This is a genomic window from Tessaracoccus bendigoensis DSM 12906, from assembly GCF_900141915.1.
Taxonomy (GTDB): Bacteria; Actinomycetota; Actinomycetes; order Propionibacteriales; family Propionibacteriaceae; genus Arachnia; species Arachnia bendigoensis.
This window is the reverse complement of the sequence record NZ_FQZG01000077.1, coordinates 1-20,518: the sequence shown is the minus strand read 5'-3', so window position 1 is coordinate 20,518 and position 20,518 is coordinate 1. Positions and strand designations below refer to the sequence as shown.

15 protein-coding genes are annotated in these 20,518 nt (G+C 68.4%); 6 read left to right on the top strand and 9 right to left on the bottom strand.

Translation table 11 applies throughout. The annotated features are described in order from the left end of the window. Nucleotides 1-319 precede the first annotated feature (319 nt). Entirely contained in the window at nucleotides 320-5,797 is a 5,478-nt protein-coding gene (locus BUC15_RS16005; RefSeq protein ID WP_073190187.1) for an ATP-binding protein, read from the bottom strand. Nucleotides 5,798-6,266: 469 nt separating this feature from the next. Between BUC15_RS16005 and BUC15_RS20060 the strand changes: the two genes are divergently transcribed. The 3 genes from BUC15_RS20060 to BUC15_RS15990 all read left to right on the top strand — a co-directional run bounded on the left by BUC15_RS20060 (nucleotide 6,267) and on the right by BUC15_RS15990 (nucleotide 8,949). Then, complete coding sequence (locus BUC15_RS20060) at nucleotides 6,267-6,476, top strand: hypothetical protein (RefSeq protein WP_175558378.1); 210 nt, start codon at nucleotides 6,267-6,269, stop codon at nucleotides 6,474-6,476. A gap of 359 nt (nucleotides 6,477-6,835) precedes the next feature. Then, nucleotides 6,836-8,284, top strand: coding sequence for a sensor histidine kinase (locus BUC15_RS15995; protein ID WP_073190185.1), 1,449 nt, complete (start codon nucleotides 6,836-6,838; stop codon nucleotides 8,282-8,284). Next, nucleotides 8,281-8,949, top strand: coding sequence for a response regulator transcription factor (locus BUC15_RS15990; RefSeq protein ID WP_073190184.1), 669 nt, complete (start codon nucleotides 8,281-8,283; stop codon nucleotides 8,947-8,949). Before BUC15_RS15995 ends, BUC15_RS15990 begins: the two co-directional genes overlap by 4 nt. Before the next feature lie 64 nt (nucleotides 8,950-9,013). Here the strand turns inward: BUC15_RS15990 and BUC15_RS15985 are convergent, their stop codons facing one another. Beyond that, on the bottom strand, nucleotides 9,014-9,301 hold the full coding sequence (locus tag BUC15_RS15985) for a hypothetical protein (protein WP_073190182.1): 288 nt from the start codon (nucleotides 9,299-9,301) through the stop codon (nucleotides 9,014-9,016). 77 nt (nucleotides 9,302-9,378) lie between these two features. Further along, nucleotides 9,379-10,620: an MFS transporter gene (locus BUC15_RS15980; RefSeq protein WP_073190180.1), complete on the bottom strand. Its 1,242-nt coding sequence runs from the start codon at nucleotides 10,618-10,620 to the stop codon at nucleotides 9,379-9,381. A 402-nt stretch (nucleotides 10,621-11,022) separates the two neighbouring features. Between BUC15_RS15980 and BUC15_RS15975 the strand changes: the two genes are divergently transcribed. Next, nucleotides 11,023-11,262, top strand: a complete 240-nt coding sequence (locus BUC15_RS15975; protein WP_073190173.1) for an AbrB/MazE/SpoVT family DNA-binding domain-containing protein — start codon at nucleotides 11,023-11,025, stop codon at nucleotides 11,260-11,262. Further along, on the top strand, nucleotides 11,259-11,666 hold the full coding sequence (locus BUC15_RS15970) for a type II toxin-antitoxin system VapC family toxin (protein ID WP_073190170.1): 408 nt from the start codon (nucleotides 11,259-11,261) through the stop codon (nucleotides 11,664-11,666). The genes BUC15_RS15975 and BUC15_RS15970 overlap by 4 nt, the downstream gene beginning before the upstream one ends. Before the next feature lie 21 nt (nucleotides 11,667-11,687). Here the strand turns inward: BUC15_RS15970 and BUC15_RS15965 are convergent, their stop codons facing one another. From BUC15_RS15965 to BUC15_RS15945, 5 genes are all read right to left on the bottom strand, one after another. Continuing rightward, a complete protein-coding gene (locus BUC15_RS15965) occupies nucleotides 11,688-13,388 on the bottom strand; it encodes a fumarate hydratase (RefSeq protein WP_073190168.1) in 1,701 nt (566 codons plus the stop codon). A 143-nt stretch (nucleotides 13,389-13,531) separates the two neighbouring features. Then, entirely contained in the window at nucleotides 13,532-15,181 is a 1,650-nt protein-coding gene (locus BUC15_RS15960) for an alpha/beta hydrolase (RefSeq protein ID WP_073190166.1), read from the bottom strand. Between the two features lie 37 nt (nucleotides 15,182-15,218). Next, nucleotides 15,219-15,953, bottom strand: a complete 735-nt coding sequence (locus tag BUC15_RS15955; protein ID WP_217652275.1) for an esterase/lipase family protein — start codon at nucleotides 15,951-15,953, stop codon at nucleotides 15,219-15,221. Further along, on the bottom strand, nucleotides 15,934-16,749 hold the full coding sequence (locus tag BUC15_RS15950; protein WP_073190162.1) for an alpha/beta fold hydrolase: 816 nt from the start codon (nucleotides 16,747-16,749) through the stop codon (nucleotides 15,934-15,936). Before BUC15_RS15950 ends, BUC15_RS15955 begins: the two co-directional genes overlap by 20 nt. Before the next feature lie 726 nt (nucleotides 16,750-17,475). Further along, nucleotides 17,476-18,204 carry a PIG-L deacetylase family protein gene (locus BUC15_RS15945; RefSeq protein ID WP_073190160.1) on the bottom strand — a complete coding sequence of 243 codons (729 nt, stop codon included), beginning with the start codon at nucleotides 18,202-18,204 and terminating at the stop codon, nucleotides 17,476-17,478. 57 nt (nucleotides 18,205-18,261) lie between these two features. Between BUC15_RS15945 and BUC15_RS15940 the strand changes: the two genes are divergently transcribed. Next, the gene (locus BUC15_RS15940) at nucleotides 18,262-18,678 is read left to right on the top strand and encodes a hypothetical protein (protein WP_073190158.1); all 417 of its coding nucleotides are present in this window, start codon (nucleotides 18,262-18,264) and stop codon (nucleotides 18,676-18,678) included. 153 nt (nucleotides 18,679-18,831) lie between these two features. Here the strand turns inward: BUC15_RS15940 and BUC15_RS15935 are convergent, their stop codons facing one another. Beyond that, complete coding sequence (locus BUC15_RS15935) at nucleotides 18,832-20,250, bottom strand: MFS transporter (protein ID WP_073190156.1); 1,419 nt, start codon at nucleotides 20,248-20,250, stop codon at nucleotides 18,832-18,834. Nucleotides 20,251-20,518: the final 268 nt, after the last annotated feature.

The following is a 20,518-nucleotide window of genomic DNA, read 5'->3' as shown; positions in this document are numbered from 1 at the left end:
CGGCCCGGCTCAACCGACCCCGGCCCGGCTCAACCGGCTGCTGGTTGAGCCGCGCCGAAGGAGCGCAGCGACGCCTGCGCGTGACGAAACCTTCTGGCGCCCGGTGCAGGGTCTTGACCACGGGTTCTGGGTGAGAGTTTGCGGTCAGGTCACGGGTGGTTTCGTCACGGTACCCGGCGCTTCGCGCGGTGGGACCGGCTCAACCGACCCCGGCCCGGCTCAACCGACCCCGGCCCGGCTCAACCGACCGCGGCCCGGCTCAACCGACCGCGGCCCGGCTCAACCGATCGCGGCACGACTCAACCGACCGCGGCCCGGCTCAACCAGCCGGGTGCCACGCCTCGATCGTCGCGATGATCGCCGGGCGGATCTCGGCCGCCCGAATCACCCTATCCACCGAGCCGACCTCCACCGCCCGATGGATCGAGTGAACCCCGTCGAACTCCGAGGCGATCTCCGAGATCTTCTCAGCCCTGACCGACTTACGCGTCGTCTCCAAGTCCAACTGCAGCGCCGCCTGCGCGTGCGGAGCCGCGACCCGCAGCCGACCCTCCAACGCGACGACCCGTCCATCGTTCGACGTTCTCGTCTCGACGTCGCGCGCGAACACCACCGCCGCGGCCGGAGCGCCCCCGATCACCGAGGCGAAGCTGCCCTCCACCGCCAACACCGTCATGTTCGGGTTCAGCCGCTTTGAGAACACCACGAACGCGCCACCGTGGTAACGCGAGATCACCACGAAGACGATCGGGCCGTCGAAGTTGACGATCGCCCGTCCGATCTCGGCGCCGTACTCCAACTGGACGTTGCGCATCGACTCGGGCGAACCGTCGAACCCGGACAGGTTCGCCAACACCACCAGCGGACGGTTGCCCGAGGCCGCGTTGATCGCGCGGGCGACCTTCTTCGACGACTGCGGAAACAGCGTGCCCGCGGTGAACGTGTCCGGCCCATCGGTGGGAGGGAACCCGGCGCGGGGCACGGGCTTCGACTCGATCCCGATCACCGAAACCGAATGCCCACCGATCCGCGCGTCGATCACCACCGCCGTCTCGGCATCGGCCATGCCTGCCCAACGTTCCGAAAGGTCATGATCCTGGTCAGCGACGGCCGCGATCACCGTGCGGATGTCGAACGGCTTCTTCCTGTCCGGGTTGTGCTCGGCAGAGAAGATCTGGCCGACCGTCGCGAAGTCGGAGCCTTCGGCTACGTGCGGGAAGTCGGAGACGTCCCGGTCTGACGGGTCGCTCGTCTCAGCGCGACGGGGCCCCGCCTCGCCCGGTAGCACGTAGGTGTGCGCGTAGTGGGCCATCAGGATCTTCATCGCCGCCCCCAGGTTCGGCGCCCAGTACTGCGCCTGCCCGTTGGGGCCCATCACGCGGTCGTAGCCGCCGATGCCGAAGTTGTCCTCGGCCGAGACGCCACCGGAGAAGTCGAGCGACTGTTTGCCGGTCAACACCATCGCCGAATCAGGCGTCATCACGAGGATGCCCCTGGTGTGCATCAGCATGGTCGCCTCGGCGTTCCAGTAGGGCTGCGCCCCGACGTTGATACCGGCCACCACCACGTTGATCTCGCCGCCGGCTTGCGTGAACTCGACGATACGTCGCAGCGCCGCGCCGACCCAGTCCATGTTCTCCGTGCCGGAATCCATCGAGATCTTCGCGCCGGAGCTGAGCGTGAACCATTCGATGGGCACGCCCATCGCCTCGGCCAGGTCGATCGCGGCGATGATCCGTTCGCACTCGGGCCGGGCCAGCGCACCGAGGCCCTTCGTGGGGTCGCCGGACAACACGATCCGCGTCAGGCCCTCCGGATATAGGGGGGTGGGGGTGACGACCTTCGCGACGATGATGGCTGCCCTGTTCAGGCCAGGGGCCCGATCGGTCTCGACGAGCCGACCGTCAGCGTCCAGGTCCAGTTCGGTGAGTGTTCCGCCCCGGCCAGCGAGGGTAGCCGACAATTCATACGGGTAAACCAGCCCCCGGCGACGCGCCCGGAGCACCTTGGCGGCATAGTCGTCGAGCGGCTTCAACGGCTCGGTGGGAGGCGGGCCGACCGTCGTGGTGACGCCCGCGCCGGGCTGGGCGTAGAAGCGCACGGCGAGCGGAACCAGCGAATCGCCCTGCCTGAACCGACCCTGGCAGAGGACCTCTTCGATGCCCGCGCCGTCGGAGAGCGGCGTGATCTTCGCACGCAGCGGCCGGATGTCGTCGACAGAAAGGTCGACCTCGGGCCACACGTCGACCCAGACGTGGTTCATGTCCAGCCTGTTGCCTGCGGCGCCGCGCGCCGAGCGGGTGCGCCGGATGGCCTCCAGACAGTTCGCGATGGCCCGTTCGGCGTGTGGCAGCGCGACCAGGACGCCGTCGCGGTCACGGACGGCGGCCAGCTGCCGCACCTGCGCCATCGCGACCAGCCGACGGTCGTTCGGGTTCGACTTGGCGACGCATTCGAACAGCCACACGTCGTCGGTCGACGGCAGACGGGTGGTGTCGAACTCGCGCAGCCGCCACAGGTCGAGGCGTCGACCGGCCATGGGATGCGACCCGCGCACCAGCACATCCTCGACGGCGACACCGTCCTCGAACCGGAATGTGAAGTACTGCACCTGACCGTCGGGCGGGCAGAGCCCCACCGCGATCCGCTTGACCTCCGGGCCGAACGCCCACGCCGTCAGGGCATCGGCCAGTTGGGCAACCACGGCCTCCGGGTCGGGCTGCGTCGGCCACGCCACATAAATCTCGGAGACGGCGTCATCGCCGGGGTTGCGTGCATCGAACCGTTGCTTGATCAGGGTCATCAGCGGCCCGCCGGGGGCGAGTTCGTCGGCCGTTCCGACTGTGGCGACGAAGCGGCGCGGGCGGGATTCGAGGACGTATTCGGCGGTGAGGACGGCACGACCATCGGCGGTCTCTGAGTGCACGTTGTCCAGGCCGAAGTCGCTGTAGTACTTGCGGGCGAGGACCTCAAGCATGGGCTCGACGGCGGGCACGCCCGTGGCGAGCCGGGTAGCCAGGTAGTCCGCCGTCCACTCATGCACGTTCGCGAGCTGTCGGATGCGCGACCCGTAGTCCGGGGCCTGCGGGTCCGCGGCCAACGATTCCAGCGCGTCGCCGAACCCGGCGAGCACCGAGGCTCGTTCCGCGTCGACCTGCGGCTGGTCGAACCAGCGGAACCGGATCGAGCGGGTCATGTCGCCGACGGCGGGGAACCGCAACTGCGTTGCCCGCAGCACGCGCTCCAGGTCGGCACGAGCCGAGGCGGCCCGGGCCGGCTCCGGGGCGGGTTCGGTCATCCAACGATCCAGGATGCCAAGCACGATCGGCACGTCCGAGGCGACCCGCTTCTGCGCGAGGAAGATGCGGAACACGGCCTCCTCGAGCGCCGGGGTGCGGTCGAGCGAGTCGACGCCGTAGTGTCGCAGCACCCGACCGAGCCGTTCCACGAACAGGCCGGGCAGCTTCGAGCGATCGGTGTCGAGCGTGGTCAGGTAGCGGTGCAGGTGCTCCCGGTCGGAGTGGATCCGAAGCTCGGTGTGGTCCTGCTCCCCGAACGGCCGGTTGCGGGAAAGCTCGGCGAGATCGGCGAACATGCTGATCAGCGCGATTTCACCAGTGAGGACGTCGCCACCCTCAGCCAGCACCTCTTCCCTGGCCGCGAGATAGTCGGCCAGCATGGCACCGTTGGGGTCGACGTCGTAGCCGAGGAGGGCTGCCGACAGCCGGGACCGCAACCGGTTGAGCCGCGAGGTGGCGTCGGCGTCGACCAGAGGCTGCGGCAGATCGATCGCGGTGGGGGTCAGGGTGTCGTCGTCGGCGCCGTCGCCGATCGGTTCAAGCTTCACCAGCGGCGCCATGGTCTCGACCTGCGAGCCGGTCATCACGTGCAGTTCCTTCACGCGCCCGGTGAACGGTGCGGCGATGGCTGTTTCCATCTTCATGGATTCCAGCACGATCACCGGGGCGCCGACCTCGACCACGTCGCCGACGGCGACCGGGGTGGCGACCACAAGCGCGGGCGCGGGGGAGCGCAGGACGCCGCCCTCATCGCGGGAGACGCGGTGCGTGACGCCGTCGACCTCGATCAGGTGCACAGGGCCGTGTGTCGCGCTGACGATGCGGAAGGTCTCGTCGCCGACCCGGACCCGGCTGTGTACGTCGTCGAGATGGGTGATGGACGCCTCGGCAGGCTGGCCGTCGACCACGACGCGGTAGCTGTCCGGGCCGGTGCCGAAAGTGATCACCTGGTGTGTGACGCCGCGGAGCTTCAGCTCGACAGTTGCGCCGGGCTTGTGCTGCGTCTGCGGGCGGCCGCCCTGCGCAGTGGCCAGCAGACGCTCGGTCTCCCAGCCGCGGTTCTCCTCGTAGGCCTCGATCGCGGCGATCACCAGGGCGATGCCCGCGTGCTCGTCGGCGACGAGGCCGCCGTCGGTGCGGACGCGGTCGATCCAACCGGTGTCGGCCCATTCGTTGCCTGAGCCGACCACTTCGGGTTGGCGCAGGAGTTCCAGCACGAAGCTCTTGTTGGTGGCGCCACCCTCGATCACGACGGTGGTCTCACGCATGGCGCGACGCAGCCGTCCGAGCGCCTCGTCGCGGGTGCGGCCGTGCGCGATGATCTTGGCGATCATCGAATCGAAGTCGGCGGGGATCAGGTCGCCCTCTGCGACCCCGGTGTCGACCCGGATTCCGGGGCCGGCTGGCAGGTTGAGCCGGCTGATCCGGCCGGGCGCGGGCGCGAAGTCGCGGTCGGGGTCCTCCGCGTTGAGGCGGGCCTCGACGGCGTGGCCGAACTCGGTGGGCCGCTCGGTGAGCCGTCCTCCCGCTGCGACGTGGATCTGGGCCTTGACAAGGTCGAAGTCGTTGGTGACCTCGGTGATCGGATGCTCGACCTGGAGACGGGTGTTGACCTCAAGGAACGCGAAGAGGCGGTCGGCGTGGTGATAGAGGAACTCGACGGTGGCGGCGCCACGGTAGCCGACCTTGAGCGCCAGGCGCTCGGCTGCGGCCTTCACCTCGTCGGTCTGCTCGGCGGTGAGCAGTGGGGAGGCCGACTCCTCGATGATCTTCTGGTTGCGACGCTGGATCGTGCAGTCGCGCACCCCGAGCGCCCACGCCGTTTCACCGTCGGAGATGAGCTGCACCTCGACGTGCCGGGCGCCGGTGACGAGCTTCTCCAGGAACACGATCCCGGAGCCGAACGCGCGCTCGGCCTCGTCGCGGGTGCGCTGGTAGGCGTCCTCGAGTTCGTCGGGGGAGGTGACCTTGCGGATGCCTCGGCCGCCGCCGCCCGCGGTCGCCTTGAGCATGAGGGGGTAGCCGATGGAATCGGCTGCGGCAAGGGCATCTTCGAGGGTGTCGACGCCGCCGCGCGACCAAGGTGCGACCGGCACACCGACCTCCTCGGCGATCAGCTTCGAGCCGATCTTGTCGCCGAGTTGGCGCATGGCGTCACCGGAAGGGCCGATGAAGGTGATGCCGAGGCTCTCGACGAGGTCGGCGAAGGCCGAATCCTCGGCGACGAAGCCCCAGCCGACCCAGACGGCCTCGGCCCTGGCCTCCTTGAGGACGCGGGCGAGCAGTTCGTGGTTGAGGTAGGGCCGCTCGGAGGCGGGTCCGATCGGGTAGGCCTCGTCGGCCTCGCGGGCGAACATCGCGGAGCGTTCGCCGTCGGTGAACAGGGCGATGGTGACGAACGGGTCGCGGTCTGGGTGCTCGGCGTTGAGATCGCGGACGGCGTGGATGAGCCTCATTGCCGATTCGCCTCGGTTGACGATCGCGATTCTCTTGAACACAAATACCTCCTGGGCGCGACGGATGTCGGACTATGCAAGACTTCCGCATCCGGGGCTCAGCCGTGCGCTTTGTCTCACCCAATGTCGGTAGTTGAAGTTTGTGGGAAAGCTACAAGGGGCGGAGGGTGGGGGGCTGAGGTACGGGTAGGGTCGGGCGGCGTCGGGTCGGGTCGGGTCGGGCGGCTCGGGTCAGGCGGCTCGGGTCGGGTGGGGTGGGGTGGCTCTGGTGGGGTGGGCCACGTCGCGTCCCGTCGTGAAAATCGACCAGTGGTCGATTTTGGTGTGTCTGGGGTCGAGTATCGGCCACTGCCTCTGCTGGGTGGGGTGGCGTCGCGTCGGGTGGGGTCGTGAAAATCGGCCAGTGGTCGATTTTGCTCCGTCTGGGGTCGAGGATCGGCCAATGCCTTGATGCACAGAAGTCGGGGCGCAGACGGGGAAGTCTGCGCCTCCGCGTGCTGGCCCAACAAGGATGGGTCAATCGGCCGACGCTGGCGACACTGGGGACGACGCTGACGTGGGCGAGGACGCCGAGTTCGGCGACGCTGGCGAGGCCGGGGACGCCGGGGACGCCGGGGACGCCGGGGATGACGCTGACATGGGCGAGGACGCCGAGTTCGGCGAGGTCGGGGATGTCGGCGACGACGCTGACACGGGCGATACGGGCGACACCGCCGTCTGAGGCGACACCGCTGTCTGAGCCGACACCGCTGTCTGAGCCGACACCGCCGTCTGAGCCGACACCGCCGTCTGAGCCGACAGCACAGACTGCGGCATCGCCGGTGCGTAAGCACCCACCGACGGCGTCAGGGTGGGCGTCGCGAACGCACCCAGTGCGCCGCCGCTCGCTGCCGCAACACCGAACGCGCCGGCCAGCACCCAGGGGGTTGACTTCTTCCAGGTCATGATCACTTCTCCTTCGATCGGGATGTGCCAATCACACCGCCCGAAGATGAGGAGGCGGGTGCGCTGAACGTGAGAGTGTCCTCATCTGGATGGATGCAGACGGCGAGGCGACCGAGGTTCGGGCAGGATGGCAGCATGACGGTGCAGCATGGGGACGGTGCGCGGACGAGTCTGCGCACCCGGATCGTGCTGCCGATGATCCTCATGGCCGCTCTCACGCTGGCCGCGTCGGGCGCCATCGTCGCCGCCATTCAGTACCGCGAGATCCACTCGACCATGGACCAGCACCTCACCCGCACCCGCGACGAGCTACGCCTGCTGGCAGACGAGGGCGTCGACCCCGGCACCGGCCAGCCCTTCGCCGGGCCGTCCGAGTTGCTGCGCACTTACCTCATGCGCACCGTCGTCGGCGAGGCCGAGGGGGAGGTCGCGTTCGTCGGTGGCGACGTGAAGTGGGTGGCCTCCTCCGACGTGACGCTGCGGCTCGAGGGCGACCCGCAGCTCGTCGACGCCGTCCGCACGCTCGCGCTCGGCGACGAGATCGTCATCCGGTCGTTGCAGACGGATCAGCGTGACTACCGAGTCCTCGTCGCGCCAGTTGTGTTCCCCACCGGGCAGGGGGCGCTGGTGCACGTCTTCGACGTCGACCTGACGTTCCAACAGCTCCGCAACACCATGCTCGTCTACGCCACCGTCGCCGTCGCGATGCTCGCCGTCGCGTCGCTGATCGCCTGGCCGCTGGTCGGCCGACTCCTGCGACCCATCGACGAGCTGCGCGTCGCGGCCGACTCCATCGACGAAGGCGACCTGACCACCCGGGTTCCGGTGACGGGACGCCACGAACTGGCCGCCCTTTCGGCCACCATCAACCGAATGCTCGACCGGGTGCAGCGCTCCGTCGAGGCGCAACGTCGGCTGCTGGACGATGTGGGGCACGAGCTGCGGACCCCGATCACCGTCGTGCGTGGACACCTTGAACTCGTCGACGTGGCCGACCCCGACGACGTCGTCCAGACCCGCGAACTGGCCATCGACGAGCTCGATCGGATGGGTGCCCTTGTGGGCGACCTGCTGGTGCTCGCGAAGGCAGGGCAGGCCGATTTCGTCGTGCCCCGTTGGAGTGACCTGGCGGCCCTGACCGACCGCAACTTCGAGAAGGCCCGCACGCTGGGCGAGCGGAACTGGCGGCTTGAGGAGGTCGCCGACGTCGAGGCCTGGGTCGATCCGACCCGCATCACCCAGGCGTGGCTCCAACTTGCCGCCAACGCCGTCAAGTACTCGGAAACAGGGTCGGTGATTGCGCTGGGGTCGCGCCTGCACCGCGGCGTGGCCCGGCTTTGGGTCAGGGACAGCGGCATCGGAATCGCCGCGGACCAACTGGCGCGCGTGCGGGAGAGGTTTGCCCGCGCGCCTGAGGCTTCGACCCACGCGCAGGGGGCTGGGCTCGGGCTGAGCATCGTCGAGTCGATCCTGGCTGCGCACCACGGCCGACTTGAGATCGAATCGACGCCCGGCGCCGGGTCAACGTTCACGATGATCCTCCCGTTGGCACCAGTCGACGACGCCACAGAGGAGACAGCGTGAGTGCCATCCTGATCGTCGAGGACGAGACCCGCATTGCGTCCTTCATCGCCAAGGGTCTGAGGGCCGCCGGGTTCAGCCCTCGGACGAGCGCATCCGGTCGCGAGGCCGTGTCGCTCGTCGTGCAGGGGGAGTTCGACCTGGTCGTGCTGGACGTCGGCCTGCCCGACATCGACGGGTTCGAGGTGCTTGAGCAGATTCGGGGGCAGGGGGTGACGGTTCCGGTGATCATGCTCACTGCCAGGTCGTCGATCGAGGACCGGGTCGCCGGGCTTGAGGGCGGCGCCGACGACTACATGCCGAAGCCGTTCTCCTTCGAGGAACTGTTGGCGCGGATCCGGTTGCGGCTGCGCCCGGAGCCGACGGCCGGGGCCGTCGGCGCGGGCACGCAGCTCAGCCACAACGGGCTGGTCCTGGATCTGCGTACCAGGCGGGCGCAGGTCGACGGCGCATGGATCGACCTGTCTGCGCGCGAGTTCGCGCTCACCGAGACCTTCCTGCGCAACCCAGGCCAGGTGCTGAGCCGGGAGCAGCTGCTGAGCAGCGTGTGGGGGCTTGACTTCGATCCCGGCTCAAACATCGTCGACGTGTACGTGCGCTACCTCAGGGGGAAACTCGGGAGGGAGCGTTTCGAGACGGTTCGTGGGATGGGCTACCGGCTCCTGTAAACCGGGGACCGTTGTCGGTTGAGTCACCTCGTGAGGTAGGAGCGAGGCATGAGGAAACCGCCGCTCAACCGTCTTCGTCGCTATCCTCGTCGTCTTCGTCTACATCATCGTCGTCATCGTCGTCGTCGACCGGTTCAGGCGTGGGCGCCGTTACGGTTCCCGGGCCGGACGGCGTCGCCGAAGTCGTCGGCGTCGGTATCGGGGTGGGGGCTCGACCCGGGGTCCGGGTCACCACGATCGCGGGCTGCCGGTCCGGATCAGGGCCCGGACCCGAGAACGCGGCGACCACCCAGACCGCGAGCAGCCCCAAGAGCAGCACAAGACCGGCACCGACGGCCAGGCGTCTGAACATCGTCCACCTCCTCACAGCCAGGAAACCACGAAGCGATGATTCCGGGGACAAGCGGAGATGAGAAAGCTCTCATCCGTTCAGGCGGGAATGTGGCGGTGCAGCCGCCAAAGCGGGACGAAGGCGAGGGTGCCGAGACCCGCGGTGATCCACAGGAAGCTCCCGACGCCCATCGACTGGCTCGCCCACCCCGCGACGATCGAGCTGACCGGCATGATGCCCCACACGATGAACCGCACTGACGCGTTCATCCGGCCCAATAGATGCGGCGGGCACAGCCGCTGCCTGAGCGAGACCTGCGTCACGTTGTAAACCAGGATCGCCGAGTTGCCGATGAACGCCCCGACGACCAACACGACAAACTGCGTCGCCTTGTCGCCCAGCAGCATCGCGAACGGGTAGCAGAACACCGCGAGGGCGCCGGCCAGGGTGGAGAATCGGACGGCGTTGGCCGTCCCGACCCGGCGTGTGACCCTCCCCGCAGCGGCGGCGCCGAGCAGCCCGCCGACCGCGCCGAGCGTCATGATCACGCCGTATTCGAAGGGTGAGAAGCCGAGCAGCCGCAGCACGACGATCGGGACGAGGGTGTAGGTCGCCGTCGAGGCGAAGTTGCTGAGCAACGACGCGAGGGTGATCCGGCTGATCGCAGGCTGCCTGAGCACGAAGCCGAGCCCCTCCCGGATCTCGACGACGAGGTTGCGTCGCTCCCGAGGTGGACGGCTGGCGCGGTATTCGGCCTCGTGGTCGCGGGTCACCAGCAGGAAGCCCCAGCTCGCGAGGTAGCCGAGGCCGTCGGCGATCAGTAGCAGCGGCGCGCTGACGACCTTCAGCAGCAGGCCGCCCAGAGCGGGCCCGGCCAGCCTCGCCAACTGTGCGGTGGCCTCCATCCGGGAGTTCGCCCGCGAGATCTGCCCTGGGCCGACCAGCATCGGGATGAAGCTCTGGTAAGAGACGTCGAAGAACACCGTCGCGATCCCGACGACGCCCGCGATGACGTAGAGGTGCCACAACTCCAGCACCCCGGCCAGGTAGAGCACCGGCACTATTGAGATCGCCAGCCCGCGTACCAGATTGGCCCAGATCATCGTCGGCCGTTTGAACCACCGGTCGACCCAAGCGCCGGCCGGGAGGCCAAGCACCAGAAAGGCCGCCGTCGAGGCCGCGTTGAGGTAGCCGAGTTGGGACTCGGAGGCGTGCAGAAGGTCGACGGAGATGACGGGCAGCGCGACGGCGCCCAGTTGAACTGCGAAGTGGGACAGTGATTCGCCCGTCCAGAACCGGTTGAAGTTCCTGCCCAGCCCTGGGTTCCGCAACCCGATCACATCCCATCCGCGGGGCCACTCAGGTGAGGGACCCGGCCGAGGAGCTTACCGATCGGCCGGATGTCGGGCCAGTTCGCCCTCGCATCGCTGGCGGAATCGGCGTCACCAGCGATGCTTCGGCGTTACCAGTGGAATGCCACGCTACCAGCGGTACACAGCGGGTAGCCGGGGAAAGCGCTGGTAACGGCCCAGACCGGACCATAGCGCAGGGCAGGGGCCGATCCTCGTGGCCAGACGGGTCAGAATCGGCCAGTGGTCGATTTTCGGGGGCGCTGACGGGGTGGGGGGCGGTCAACTCGGGCGCCCGCGCGCTCGCAATTGGCTCCAGCCTTTCCTGGAAGGGCCCATCGCGCAAAGAGTCCTGGGATCCGTCGGCTGGGAACGAATTGGTAGCATGTTCCCATGGAAGCGACCATCGATTCTGCAGGACGGATCCTGCTGCCCAAGAGCCTGCGTGACGCGCTCGGACTGGCGCCGGGTTCGAAGGTCGACATCTCGGCCTACGGTGCGAGTCTTCAAGTGACCCCCGGCGGCAGAACCGCCCGAATCGTCAGGGGGCCCGACGGCCGATTAGTGGCGGTCAGCGAAACCGTCGTCACCGACGATGACATGTTCGCATTGATCGACTCGGCACGGCGTTGAGCATCGCGGTCGACACGAGCGTCGCGGTCCCTCTCCTTGTTGCGACCCACCCCGCGCACGCCGCGGTGAGCCGGTGGGCGAGGGACCTCTCACTGGTTCTCAGCGGGCACGCCCTCGTCGAAACCTATTCGGTACTGACGCGCCTACCGGGCGACGCTCGCATCTCCGCGGCCGACGCCGTCACTCTGATAGATGCGAACTTCGAAGATCCGGTGACCTTCGACAGCGTCACGTTCCGGCGCATCCATCGTGACCTGGCAGAGCAGGGGATTGCGGGCGGGGCTGCCTACGACGGGCTCGTCGGGGCCGCCGCCCGGTTCCACGGGCTATCGCTGGCGACCCGCGACGCGCGCGCCCGCGCCACCTACGAGGCGGTCGGCGTCACCGTCGAACTCCTCGCCTGAGCGGCGCAGCCGCGCGACCCGTCAGAGGCCTTCGCGCTTCGGAATGCTCAACACCAGCGGCTTGTTGACCTCCGCGAAGAAGTCGTTGCCCTTGTCGTCGACCACGATGAACGCCGGGAAGTCCTCAACCTCGATCTTCCACACCGCCTCCATGCCGAGTTCCTCGTACTCGACGACCTCGACCTTCTTGATGCAGTCCTGCGCCAACCGGGCCGCGGGCCCGCCGATGGATCCGAGGTAGAAGCCGCCGTGCGCCTGGCAGGCGTCGGTGACGGCCTGCGAACGGTTGCCCTTCGCCAGCATGATCATCGAGCCGCCGGCGGCCTGGAACTGGTCGACGTACGAATCCATCCGGCCGGCCGTCGTCGGGCCGAACGAGCCCGATGCCATCCCGACTGGGGTCTTCGCCGGGCCCGCGTAGTAGACGGGGTGGTCCTTCAGGTACTGCGGCATCTCCTCGCCTGCGTCGAGGCGCTCCTTGATCTTGGCGTGCACGAGGTCGCGCCCGACGATCAGCGACCCCGTCAGCGACACCCGCGTCTTGACCGGGTGCTTGCTCAGCTCGGCCAGGACCTCCGGCATGGGCCGGTTCAGGTCGATCCGGACGACCGCGCCCTTCCCGGTGCCGGTGACGCCGTCGGTTTCGGCGTCGAGGTCGGCGTCGATGGTCTCTGGCATGAACCGGGCAGGCTCGGTTTCCAGCTGCTCGATGAACACGCCGTCAGGGGTGATCTTGCCGAGGCACTGCCGGTCGGCCGAACAGCTGACGGCCATCGCGACGGGCAGCGACGCGCCGTGGCGGGGGAGTCGGATGACGCGGACGTCGTGGCAGAAGTACTTCCCTCCGAACTGCGCGCCGATCCCGAGCTTGCGGGTCAGCTCGAGCACCTGCTCTTCGAGTTCGACGTCGCGGAAGCCGTTGGCCGCCATCGAACCCTCGGTCGGCAGTGTGTCGAGGTACTTCGCGGAGGCGTACTTGGCCGTCTTCAGCGCGAACTCGGCCGACGTGCCGCCCACGACGATCGCCAGGTGGTACGGCGGGCAGGCCGCGGTGCCGAGGGCGCGGATCTTGCCTTCCAGGAACTTGATCATCGAATCCGGGTTGAGGATCGCCTTGGTCTCCTGGAACAGGTACGACTTGTTCGCGGAGCCGCCGCCCTTCGCCATGAACAAGAACTTGTAGGAGTTCTCGTGCCCCTCGGCGGTGTCGGCGTACAGCTCGATCTGTGCAGGCAGGTTGGAGCCGGTGTTCTTCTCCTCCCACATCGTCAGGGGGGCGTTCTGCGAGTAGCGCAGGTTCAGTTGGGTGTAGGCGTCGAAGATGCCGAGGCTGAGCGGCTTCTCATCGGTGCCTTCGGTGAGCACCTGCTGGCCGCGCTTGCCCATCACGATCGCGGTGCCGGTGTCCTGGCACATCGGGAGCACGCCGCCGGCGGCGATGTTGGCGTTCTTCATCAGGTCCAGCGCGACGAACTTGTCGTTCGCGGAAGCCTCTGGGTCGTCCAGGATGTTGCGCAGTTGCTGCAGGTGCGCCGGGCGCAGGTAGTGCGCGATGTCGTGCATCGCGGTCTCGGCCAGCAGCGTCAGGGCCTCGGGGGCGACCTTCAGGAACTTGCGGCCGTCGGGTCCGTCGAGCACCTCGACGCCCTCGGTCGTCAGCAGCCGGTAGGGGGTGTTGTCCTCCCCGATCGGCAACATGTCAACGTAGCGAAACTCCGGCATCGGTCCTCCTGGTTGTGTCTTTCGTCATTTTCCCAGACGGGCTCTACGGCGTGACGTCCGGGGTCGGCATCGGGGTCTAGCCAGCCGACGACGGCGAGGACATCACCTGGGTCTCATCGCTTGTCGGAACTGCACGGCGAGCGTCAGCGCTGGATCTCGGTGTCGCGGATCAGCTCGGCGAGACGCTCGGTGTCGCCGTCGCTCCAGCCGGGCGAAGGCAGGATCCGTGCCCATGCGACGACGGGCGCCTGGCCGAACTCGTGGCCCTGCCCGTCTGGCACGGCGCTGGCCACCAACTGGTCGGCCGCCAGTTGCAGCCACGTGACGACCGGCACCCAGGTGGTCTCGGGGAGCACGCCGCGGCCGCGCGGCTCGCGCAGCCAGTCGGGCCGCTCGAAGGCGAGCGACCCGTCCCACCAGGTGATCGGGTCGTTGGCGTGCTGCAGGTAGCCGATCCGCGGCTGCGGCCAGTCGGTGCCCGGCCTGTCCCAGTCCTCGGGGGTGTCGGCGAAGCGCACGTTGATGCCCTGCTGGTAGGTCGGCAGGACCTCCGGGGTGCCCGCGTCGCGTTCGGCGGTGAAACGCGACCAGAGCCGGTTGTTGCCCGTCGGGCCGACGAACAGGGCGCCAGCGGTGCGCTCCGCCATGTCTTGCGCCCCGCTGAACGCGGCCTCGCCGCCGAACGAGCCGAGGCTCTCACCGCTGACCACCAGGAGGGGGCGGTCGCCGTCGGGGAGGTCCTGCCAGCGGGCGTAGACCGCCTCGAAAAGGAACCGACCGGCGTCCTGCGCCCGCTGCGTGTCGACCAGGAACGACAACCAGCTCGGCAGGTAGGAGTACTGGAGGCTCACCGTCGCCGTGTCGCCGTTCCACATGTATTCCAGCGCCCGCGACTGGTTCTCATTGACCCAGCCGCGCCCGGTGCCCGTGACGATGTTGATCACGGCCCGGTCGAACCCGCCGAGGCGTTCCAGCTCGTCGACGGCCTCCTCGGCCTGGCCGCGTAGCTCGACGAGCCGGTCGCCGCCCACCCCGACGTAGGCGCGCACCGGGTCGAGCCCCTCCTTGCCCGTGAACTCGGAGATCTGCTGCCCGGTCGGGGCGGCGGCGATGAACAGGCGACCTTGGCGGCCGAGGTCGTCCCAGGTGACGTCGGAGGCGGGCCCGGCGGACAGATGAGAGCCGGTCGGCGCGGGCGTCTCGGTGCGGAACTCGTCGTTGACGAGCATGAATGCGCTGTCGAGCGCGGTGAGCAGCTTTCCGGTCAACGAGGCGTTGATCCCGAGCAGGACGGCGACCGCCACCACCGCGGCGCCGAGCACACGTCCGAGATTCGGGGGCAGCACCTTGCCGACGAGCCGCCCCAACAGTCGACCGGCGGCCCGAATCAGCCTCGACACGGCGAGCAGTGCGGCGCCAACGGCGGCGGCCACGAGCACGATGACCGGGATGTCGATCAGGCCGACGGTGTCGACCCCGATCGCCGCCCCCATCCGCTGCTGCTGGCGCACATGCACCACCAGCACGACGATGCTGCCGACGGCGCCAGCCACGGCGAGGCACCTCCAGGCGATGCGGCGCGGGCGGCCCCGCAGCTTCAGGCCGAGGCCCCGGGCGACCCAGCCGATCAGGGCCCCGACGGCGTAGGCCAGCATCCCGACGACGGCGCACAGGGCGCCCTGCAGCACGGCCGCCCGCGGAAGCAGCGACGGCGTCAGCGCCAGCCAGGCCCCGAGGACCGCGAAGCAGGCGGGAGCGAAGGGGACCCGCAGCCGGGGGATTTGAACAGCCATGGCCGAATCCTCCCACGCTGGGAGACTGGCTTCGCCGTCAGAGCGCGGCGGCTGAGACGACCGCGTCGACGACCGCAGGGTCGGCGAGGACCCGGAAGTGCCCCATCGCCTCGACCGCCACGTTGGTCGCCCCGTCCAGGAACGAACCGCCCGGGATGTGGGGGTCGAAGGATGGGCAGATGGAGACGATCTTCTCGTTCAGGTCGGCGCGGGCGACCAGCGCGACGATCGTCTCGTCGTCCGGGCCGAGGGAACGCACGACCTGGGTCGGCACCAGCGGCGCGAGCCGCGAACCGGCGAACGGGGTCGCCACGGCCACGATCCGACGCACCCGGTCGGCGGCCGTCCCGCCTGACGCCAGCAACTGCTTTCCGATCAGCCCGCCCTTGCTGTGCGCGACGATCACGACGTCGCGGAGGTCGTGTGCGACGAGGTAGGCCTCGGCGAGGCGGGCGGCGTCGATGATGCCGATGGTGTTGCGCCCCAGGTCGGGCAGCACGTGGATCGGGTGGCCGGCCTCGTTCAGCCGGTCGGCGACGTGACGCATCACCGTCCACTCCTCGTACACGCCGGGCAACAGCAAGACGGGGCGGCCGTCGCCGTCGGCGTATCGTGCCGGGAGGTCGCGCCGGACCAGGCCTCGGGCGAGCGCCCGCAGGATCCACACGTAGTCGCGCCCCCACGACCACCCACGGTGGGCGGCGAGGCGGAGTCGCGCGGGCGTCAGGGTCGGCCTCGGCCTCGGTCGGGGGCTACCGATGGGCATGTTCATCGATCAACTCGGCAATCGCTTCGGGGGCGGCGAACATGGAGGCGTGCGGGCCAGGGATGGTCGCGAACCAGCCGTGGCGGAACCGTCCGGCGAGCTGTTCGCCCCAGCCGAGCGGCACGACCGGGTCGTCGGCGCCGCAGATGATCAAAGTCTTTGCGTCCACGCGGTCGGCGATGGCCTCGAGGTCGGTCTGGAAGAGATGCGGGGTCTGCCGGAACATGTAGGGCATGCCCGTTCGGAAGAGGTAGTCGTGGATCGCGGTCGCGGAGACCAACGGCGGTTCCTTCAGCCCGTCGGCGAGCAGGCGACCGAGCGCCTTCGGAAGTGACCGGACGGCTGGGGCGAGGACGGGGGCGATGAGTGCGATGTGGTCGACCTCATCGGGGAAGTCGGCCGCGAGTTCGGCCACCACCTGGGTACCCATGGAGTGGCCGACGACCACCGGATGGTCGAGCTGCTTGTCACGCAGGAATCGGCTGAGCAGTGCGGCGTGGTCGGCGATGGTGAGGTCATGGTCGGGGCGCGGTGAGCGTCCGTAGCCGGCGAGGTCGACCAGGTGGACGTCGCCGTGGTTGGCGAGCTCCACCGCGGTGGGGCCGTAGGAGCGGGCCGAGACGCCGATGCCGTGGACGAGCACGAAGTCGGGGCCGGTCTTCTCCGGCACCTGGCAGGGGAAGCGGTAGGCGACGATGGAGGCGTCGCCGTAGCCCGTGCGGCTGGTGAGGTATTCGACGGTGCCGACGTAGTGCCTCTTGTAGACGATCTCGTCGCGGGTGGTGTGTCGCCGCGAGCTCATGGGGAAGAGAGTAGTGGATGGACGTTGGGAGGGTCGGTGCTTGGTGGTCGAGCGGGTCCAGGCTGGACTGCTGCCGCTGTCCGAGCGGGGCTGGTTGGGCTGGGGGCTGGTTGGGCTGGGGGCTGGTCGAGCTGGGGGCTGGTCGAGCTTTGAGCACTATTCGGGGTTCGTTTGTCGAATTGACGCCCAAGTGCGGCGTGTCGTCGATCGAGTCCGGGATAGTGCTCAACGGGAGGGGTGGACGGGGCGTGGGAGGGCGTCGGCCGGGGTGCGGGTGGGGTCTTGAGCACTATTCGGGGTTCGTTTGCTGTTGTGACGTTCAACTGCGTCGTTTCGGGTATCGAGTCCGGGATAGTGCTCATCGGGACGGGGTGTGGGGGCGTGGGAGGGCGTCGGCGGGAGTTGGTGGGGTTTTGAGCACTATTCGGGGTTCGTTTGTCGAATTGACGCCCAAGTGCGGCGTGTCGTCGATCGAGTCCGGGATAGTGCTCAACGCGAGGGCAGACGTGGCGAGGGCAGACGCGAGCTCAACGCGAGGGCAGACGTGGCGAGGGCGGACGCGAGCTCAACGCGAGGGCAGATGTGGCTAGGGCAGACGCGAGCTCAACGCGAGTGCAGACGTGGCGAGGGCAGACGCGAGCTCAACGCGACGGCAGACGCGAGGGCCGATCAGAGGACGGCGGGAGGCGCGGAGGGATCGCGAGGGAGACCGCGTCTCAAACCCCGCTACTGCCCACGCAATCGATGCGCCGCGAACACCACCGCCCGATCCACCCCCGCAGCTTCACCCTGCTCCTTCAACATGCCCGGGATGAACTCTCCCGGCGCCGGGTGCCACGGCAGGTCGGCCAAGTAGGCCTTGTGCGCACTCAGCGACTCGACGGCGCGAGCCTCGGCGTCCGCGTCGACCGCCACGAAGTGGGTCGGACGGGTACCGGTGAGCAGCAACCAGGTCACGCCCCAAGGCTCGAGTCCCTCGTCGGCCAGGTCGCGGAACACCCACCGATTGTCGGCGTCGCGGACCGCGTCGATCGAAGCGACCCCCGCGGCGCGATGATCCGCGTGGTCGATGCCCCACGGCGTGTGCAACTCACCCGCCCCGCACACGACGGCGTCCGGGCGGAAGCGCCGGATCTCCCCGGCGATGGCCTTACGCAGGGGCAGGCCGTACTCGAGCATGCCGTCGGGGAAGTCGAGGATTGTCAGGTGCTTGACGCCGACGCTGCGGCAGGCGTCCTGTTGTTCGACGGCGCGCAGCGGGCCAGCCTCCTCCGGCGGCCGTTGCATCCCGGCTTCGCCCGCTGTCAGCAGCAGGTAGCCGACCTCGACGCCCTTGCTCGTCCAGTGTGCGACCGCAGCCGAGGTGCCGTACTCGGCGTCGTCGGGATGGGCCACCACGACCTGCACCCGCCGGATGGCGGCGTCGTCGAACGGCTCGATTGACGGTTGCTCCATGCGGTTCTCCATGACGGCACATTACGCGCAGTCGACCACAGGGCATACCCTTGCGCCATGGGTGAGGAGATGAGCGAGCGGCAGCGGGCGGCGCTGGTGCGCCAGCAGTTGACCGACGCGAATGCGCGGGCCGAGGCGGCCAGGGCGCAGGTGATGATCGACCAGTTTCTCAAGGATGCCGAGGCGGCGGGGCTGGCCCCGCGCCCGCTGAAGGCCAGGACGCTGGACGGTCACGTCGTCAAGACCGACAAGGTCGGCTGGTACCTGCGCACCAACCACTCCGTCGCACTCGATACCGAGGGCAATTACTACTCGCTGGTCGTGCCCGGCGGCTGGAAGGAGCGGCTCCGCGGGGTCAAACTGCAACCGACTCTCGCGCCGCTGGTGATCGGCCGTGGTGGCCGCGACGGCGAGACCGGCGACCTGAAGGAGTTCCTCGCCTGGACGCTCAGCGGCGGCATCCCGCAGGACTGAGGCCCGTGCACAGATCTCTCTATGCGTCGAGGCGAGCCCGATATGGGGATGCCTTCACCTATACAGAGATTTGTGCACGCGCCTGACGTTGAGTCGAGCCCGATATGGGGATGCCTTCACCCATGCAGAGATTTGTGCACGCGCCTGCCCCGGTCAGTGTTCCGTGAAGCCCCTCCCGAGCACGTCTGGGCCGGGTTGGTCGGGCGAGGGACCGACTATCTCCGACGTGTCGTCGGCGGTCAGGTCGGCGTTGACGTCGCCGGCCGCGTAGCTTGCGTTCAGCAGGCGGTAGGTCCTGGTAACGAACACCAGAGCCGTGATCACGAACCCGACGGCGCTGGAGAGCACGAACACCAGGGCGATCCCGCGCGCGTCGCCGTCACCTAGCAGCCAGCCGAGATCCTGCCGTCCGGACGGTGACTCGGCGTAGGGGATCAGCCAGTATTCGGCGATCGGGCCAATCAGGAATGCGCTGATCGGGGCCGCCGAAACCTCGATTGCCTGCGCGAACCCGAACACCCTTCCCTGCTTCTCCAACGGCACCACGCGCTGCAGCAGGGTCTGCTCAGCTGCCTCGATGAACGGGATCAATATCATGTAGGCGAAGATCCCGACGATCAGCAGGGGCACCGATTCGCGCAGTGTGAACACTCCGCCCACTACCCACATCCCGAGGTTGGCGAGCAGCAGGGTGCGCAGCGGCTTGGACCCGAGCCCGGTCTTCGCAATCAGCGCACCGCCGATGATGAAGCCGACGCTGGACAGGCCGAACACGATGCCCCACGTCTCGACCGGCATCAGTTCGAGGCCGTACGGGTCGAGCAGGGACATGAAGACGCCGCCGAGGAAATTGTTGAACGTCGAGAAGATGATCAGGCCGATCAGCCCAGGAACGACGATGATCGCGCCCCAAGCGCCCTTGAAATCGACGGCCTTCGGGGTGCCGTCGGCATGCACGATCGTCGGCTCGGGGATGCGGATGGCCACGAGATGCACGAGGGAGACGGCCATCACGGCTATTGAGATCAACATCACAGGGCCGAGACCGAGTTGGCCGATCGCCAGGCCGGAAAGCACTCCGGTGACCAGCATCGTCATCCCGTTGACCGCGCCGACCATGCCGTTGGCCTTCGCCCGGTCGTCGGAGGGGACGAGCATCGTCACGCACGTCGACAGGGCGAGCCCACGGATCATCGCGAGCATCGCGCCCAGGAGCACGAGGCTGGTGAATACCCAGAACCAGGGTCGCCCGAGGTCGATCAGCACGTCCTCTGGCGCGAGGATGAAGACGAGCCCGGCCAGAAGGAACAGGGCCGTGGTGCCGACGGCGGAGATCGTCATGACGACGTGCTTGCGGTACCGGTCGATCAATGACCCGAACGGGACCCCGAGCACCGCCATTCCGAGCATGTAGGCGCCGCCGAGGAAGGCGGTGGTGATGACGGAGCGGGTGGACAGATAGGCCCAGAAGGTGATGGCGTACCAGAGGAACGCCGTGCCGAGCATGGCGGCTGCGGAGTTGAGGAGGACGTGGGTGAAGGCGCGGCTTCGGGCCTGTTGGTCGGAAAGCACACGGAAACCTAACACGGTGGCGGCGCAGGGGACATCCGGTCGCGACCCTGATTCAGTCCTGGCTCAGCCGGCGGTTGGTTGAGTGGGGCGGCGTGTCGGTTGAGCCGCGCCGAAGGAGCGTAGCGACGCCTGCGCGTGTCGAAACCAAGGTGGACCTTGATCGGGGAGTCTCTCAAGATGTTGTGGTTGGGTTTCTGCACCGTGTGCCAGGTGGTAACGCCCACGCCTCGTTCGTTCCTCACGAGGTGGCTCAACCGGCGGTTGGTTG

Bases quoted from the DNA above. Each gene is read 5' to 3' on its own strand.
- BUC15_RS20060 (WP_175558378.1), top strand. From the start codon at position 6,267: ATGGGTCAATCGGCCGACGCTGGCGACACTGGGGACGACGCTGACGTG.
- BUC15_RS15995 (WP_073190185.1), top strand. From the start codon at position 6,836: ATGACGGTGCAGCATGGGGACGGTGCGCGGACGAGTCTGCGCACCCGG.
- BUC15_RS15985 (WP_073190182.1), bottom strand. From the start codon at position 9,301: ATGTTCAGACGCCTGGCCGTCGGTGCCGGTCTTGTGCTGCTCTTGGGG.
- BUC15_RS15975 (WP_073190173.1), top strand. From the start codon at position 11,023: ATGGAAGCGACCATCGATTCTGCAGGACGGATCCTGCTGCCCAAGAGC.
- BUC15_RS15965 (WP_073190168.1), bottom strand. From the start codon at position 13,388: ATGCCGGAGTTTCGCTACGTTGACATGTTGCCGATCGGGGAGGACAAC.
- BUC15_RS15960 (WP_073190166.1), bottom strand. From the start codon at position 15,181: ATGGCTGTTCAAATCCCCCGGCTGCGGGTCCCCTTCGCTCCCGCCTGC.
- BUC15_RS15955 (WP_217652275.1), bottom strand. From the start codon at position 15,953: ATGAACATGCCCATCGGTAGCCCCCGACCGAGGCCGAGGCCGACCCTG.
- BUC15_RS15950 (WP_073190162.1), bottom strand. From the start codon at position 16,749: ATGAGCTCGCGGCGACACACCACCCGCGACGAGATCGTCTACAAGAGG.
- BUC15_RS15945 (WP_073190160.1), bottom strand. From the start codon at position 18,204: ATGGAGCAACCGTCAATCGAGCCGTTCGACGACGCCGCCATCCGGCGG.
- BUC15_RS15940 (WP_073190158.1), top strand. From the start codon at position 18,262: ATGGGTGAGGAGATGAGCGAGCGGCAGCGGGCGGCGCTGGTGCGCCAG.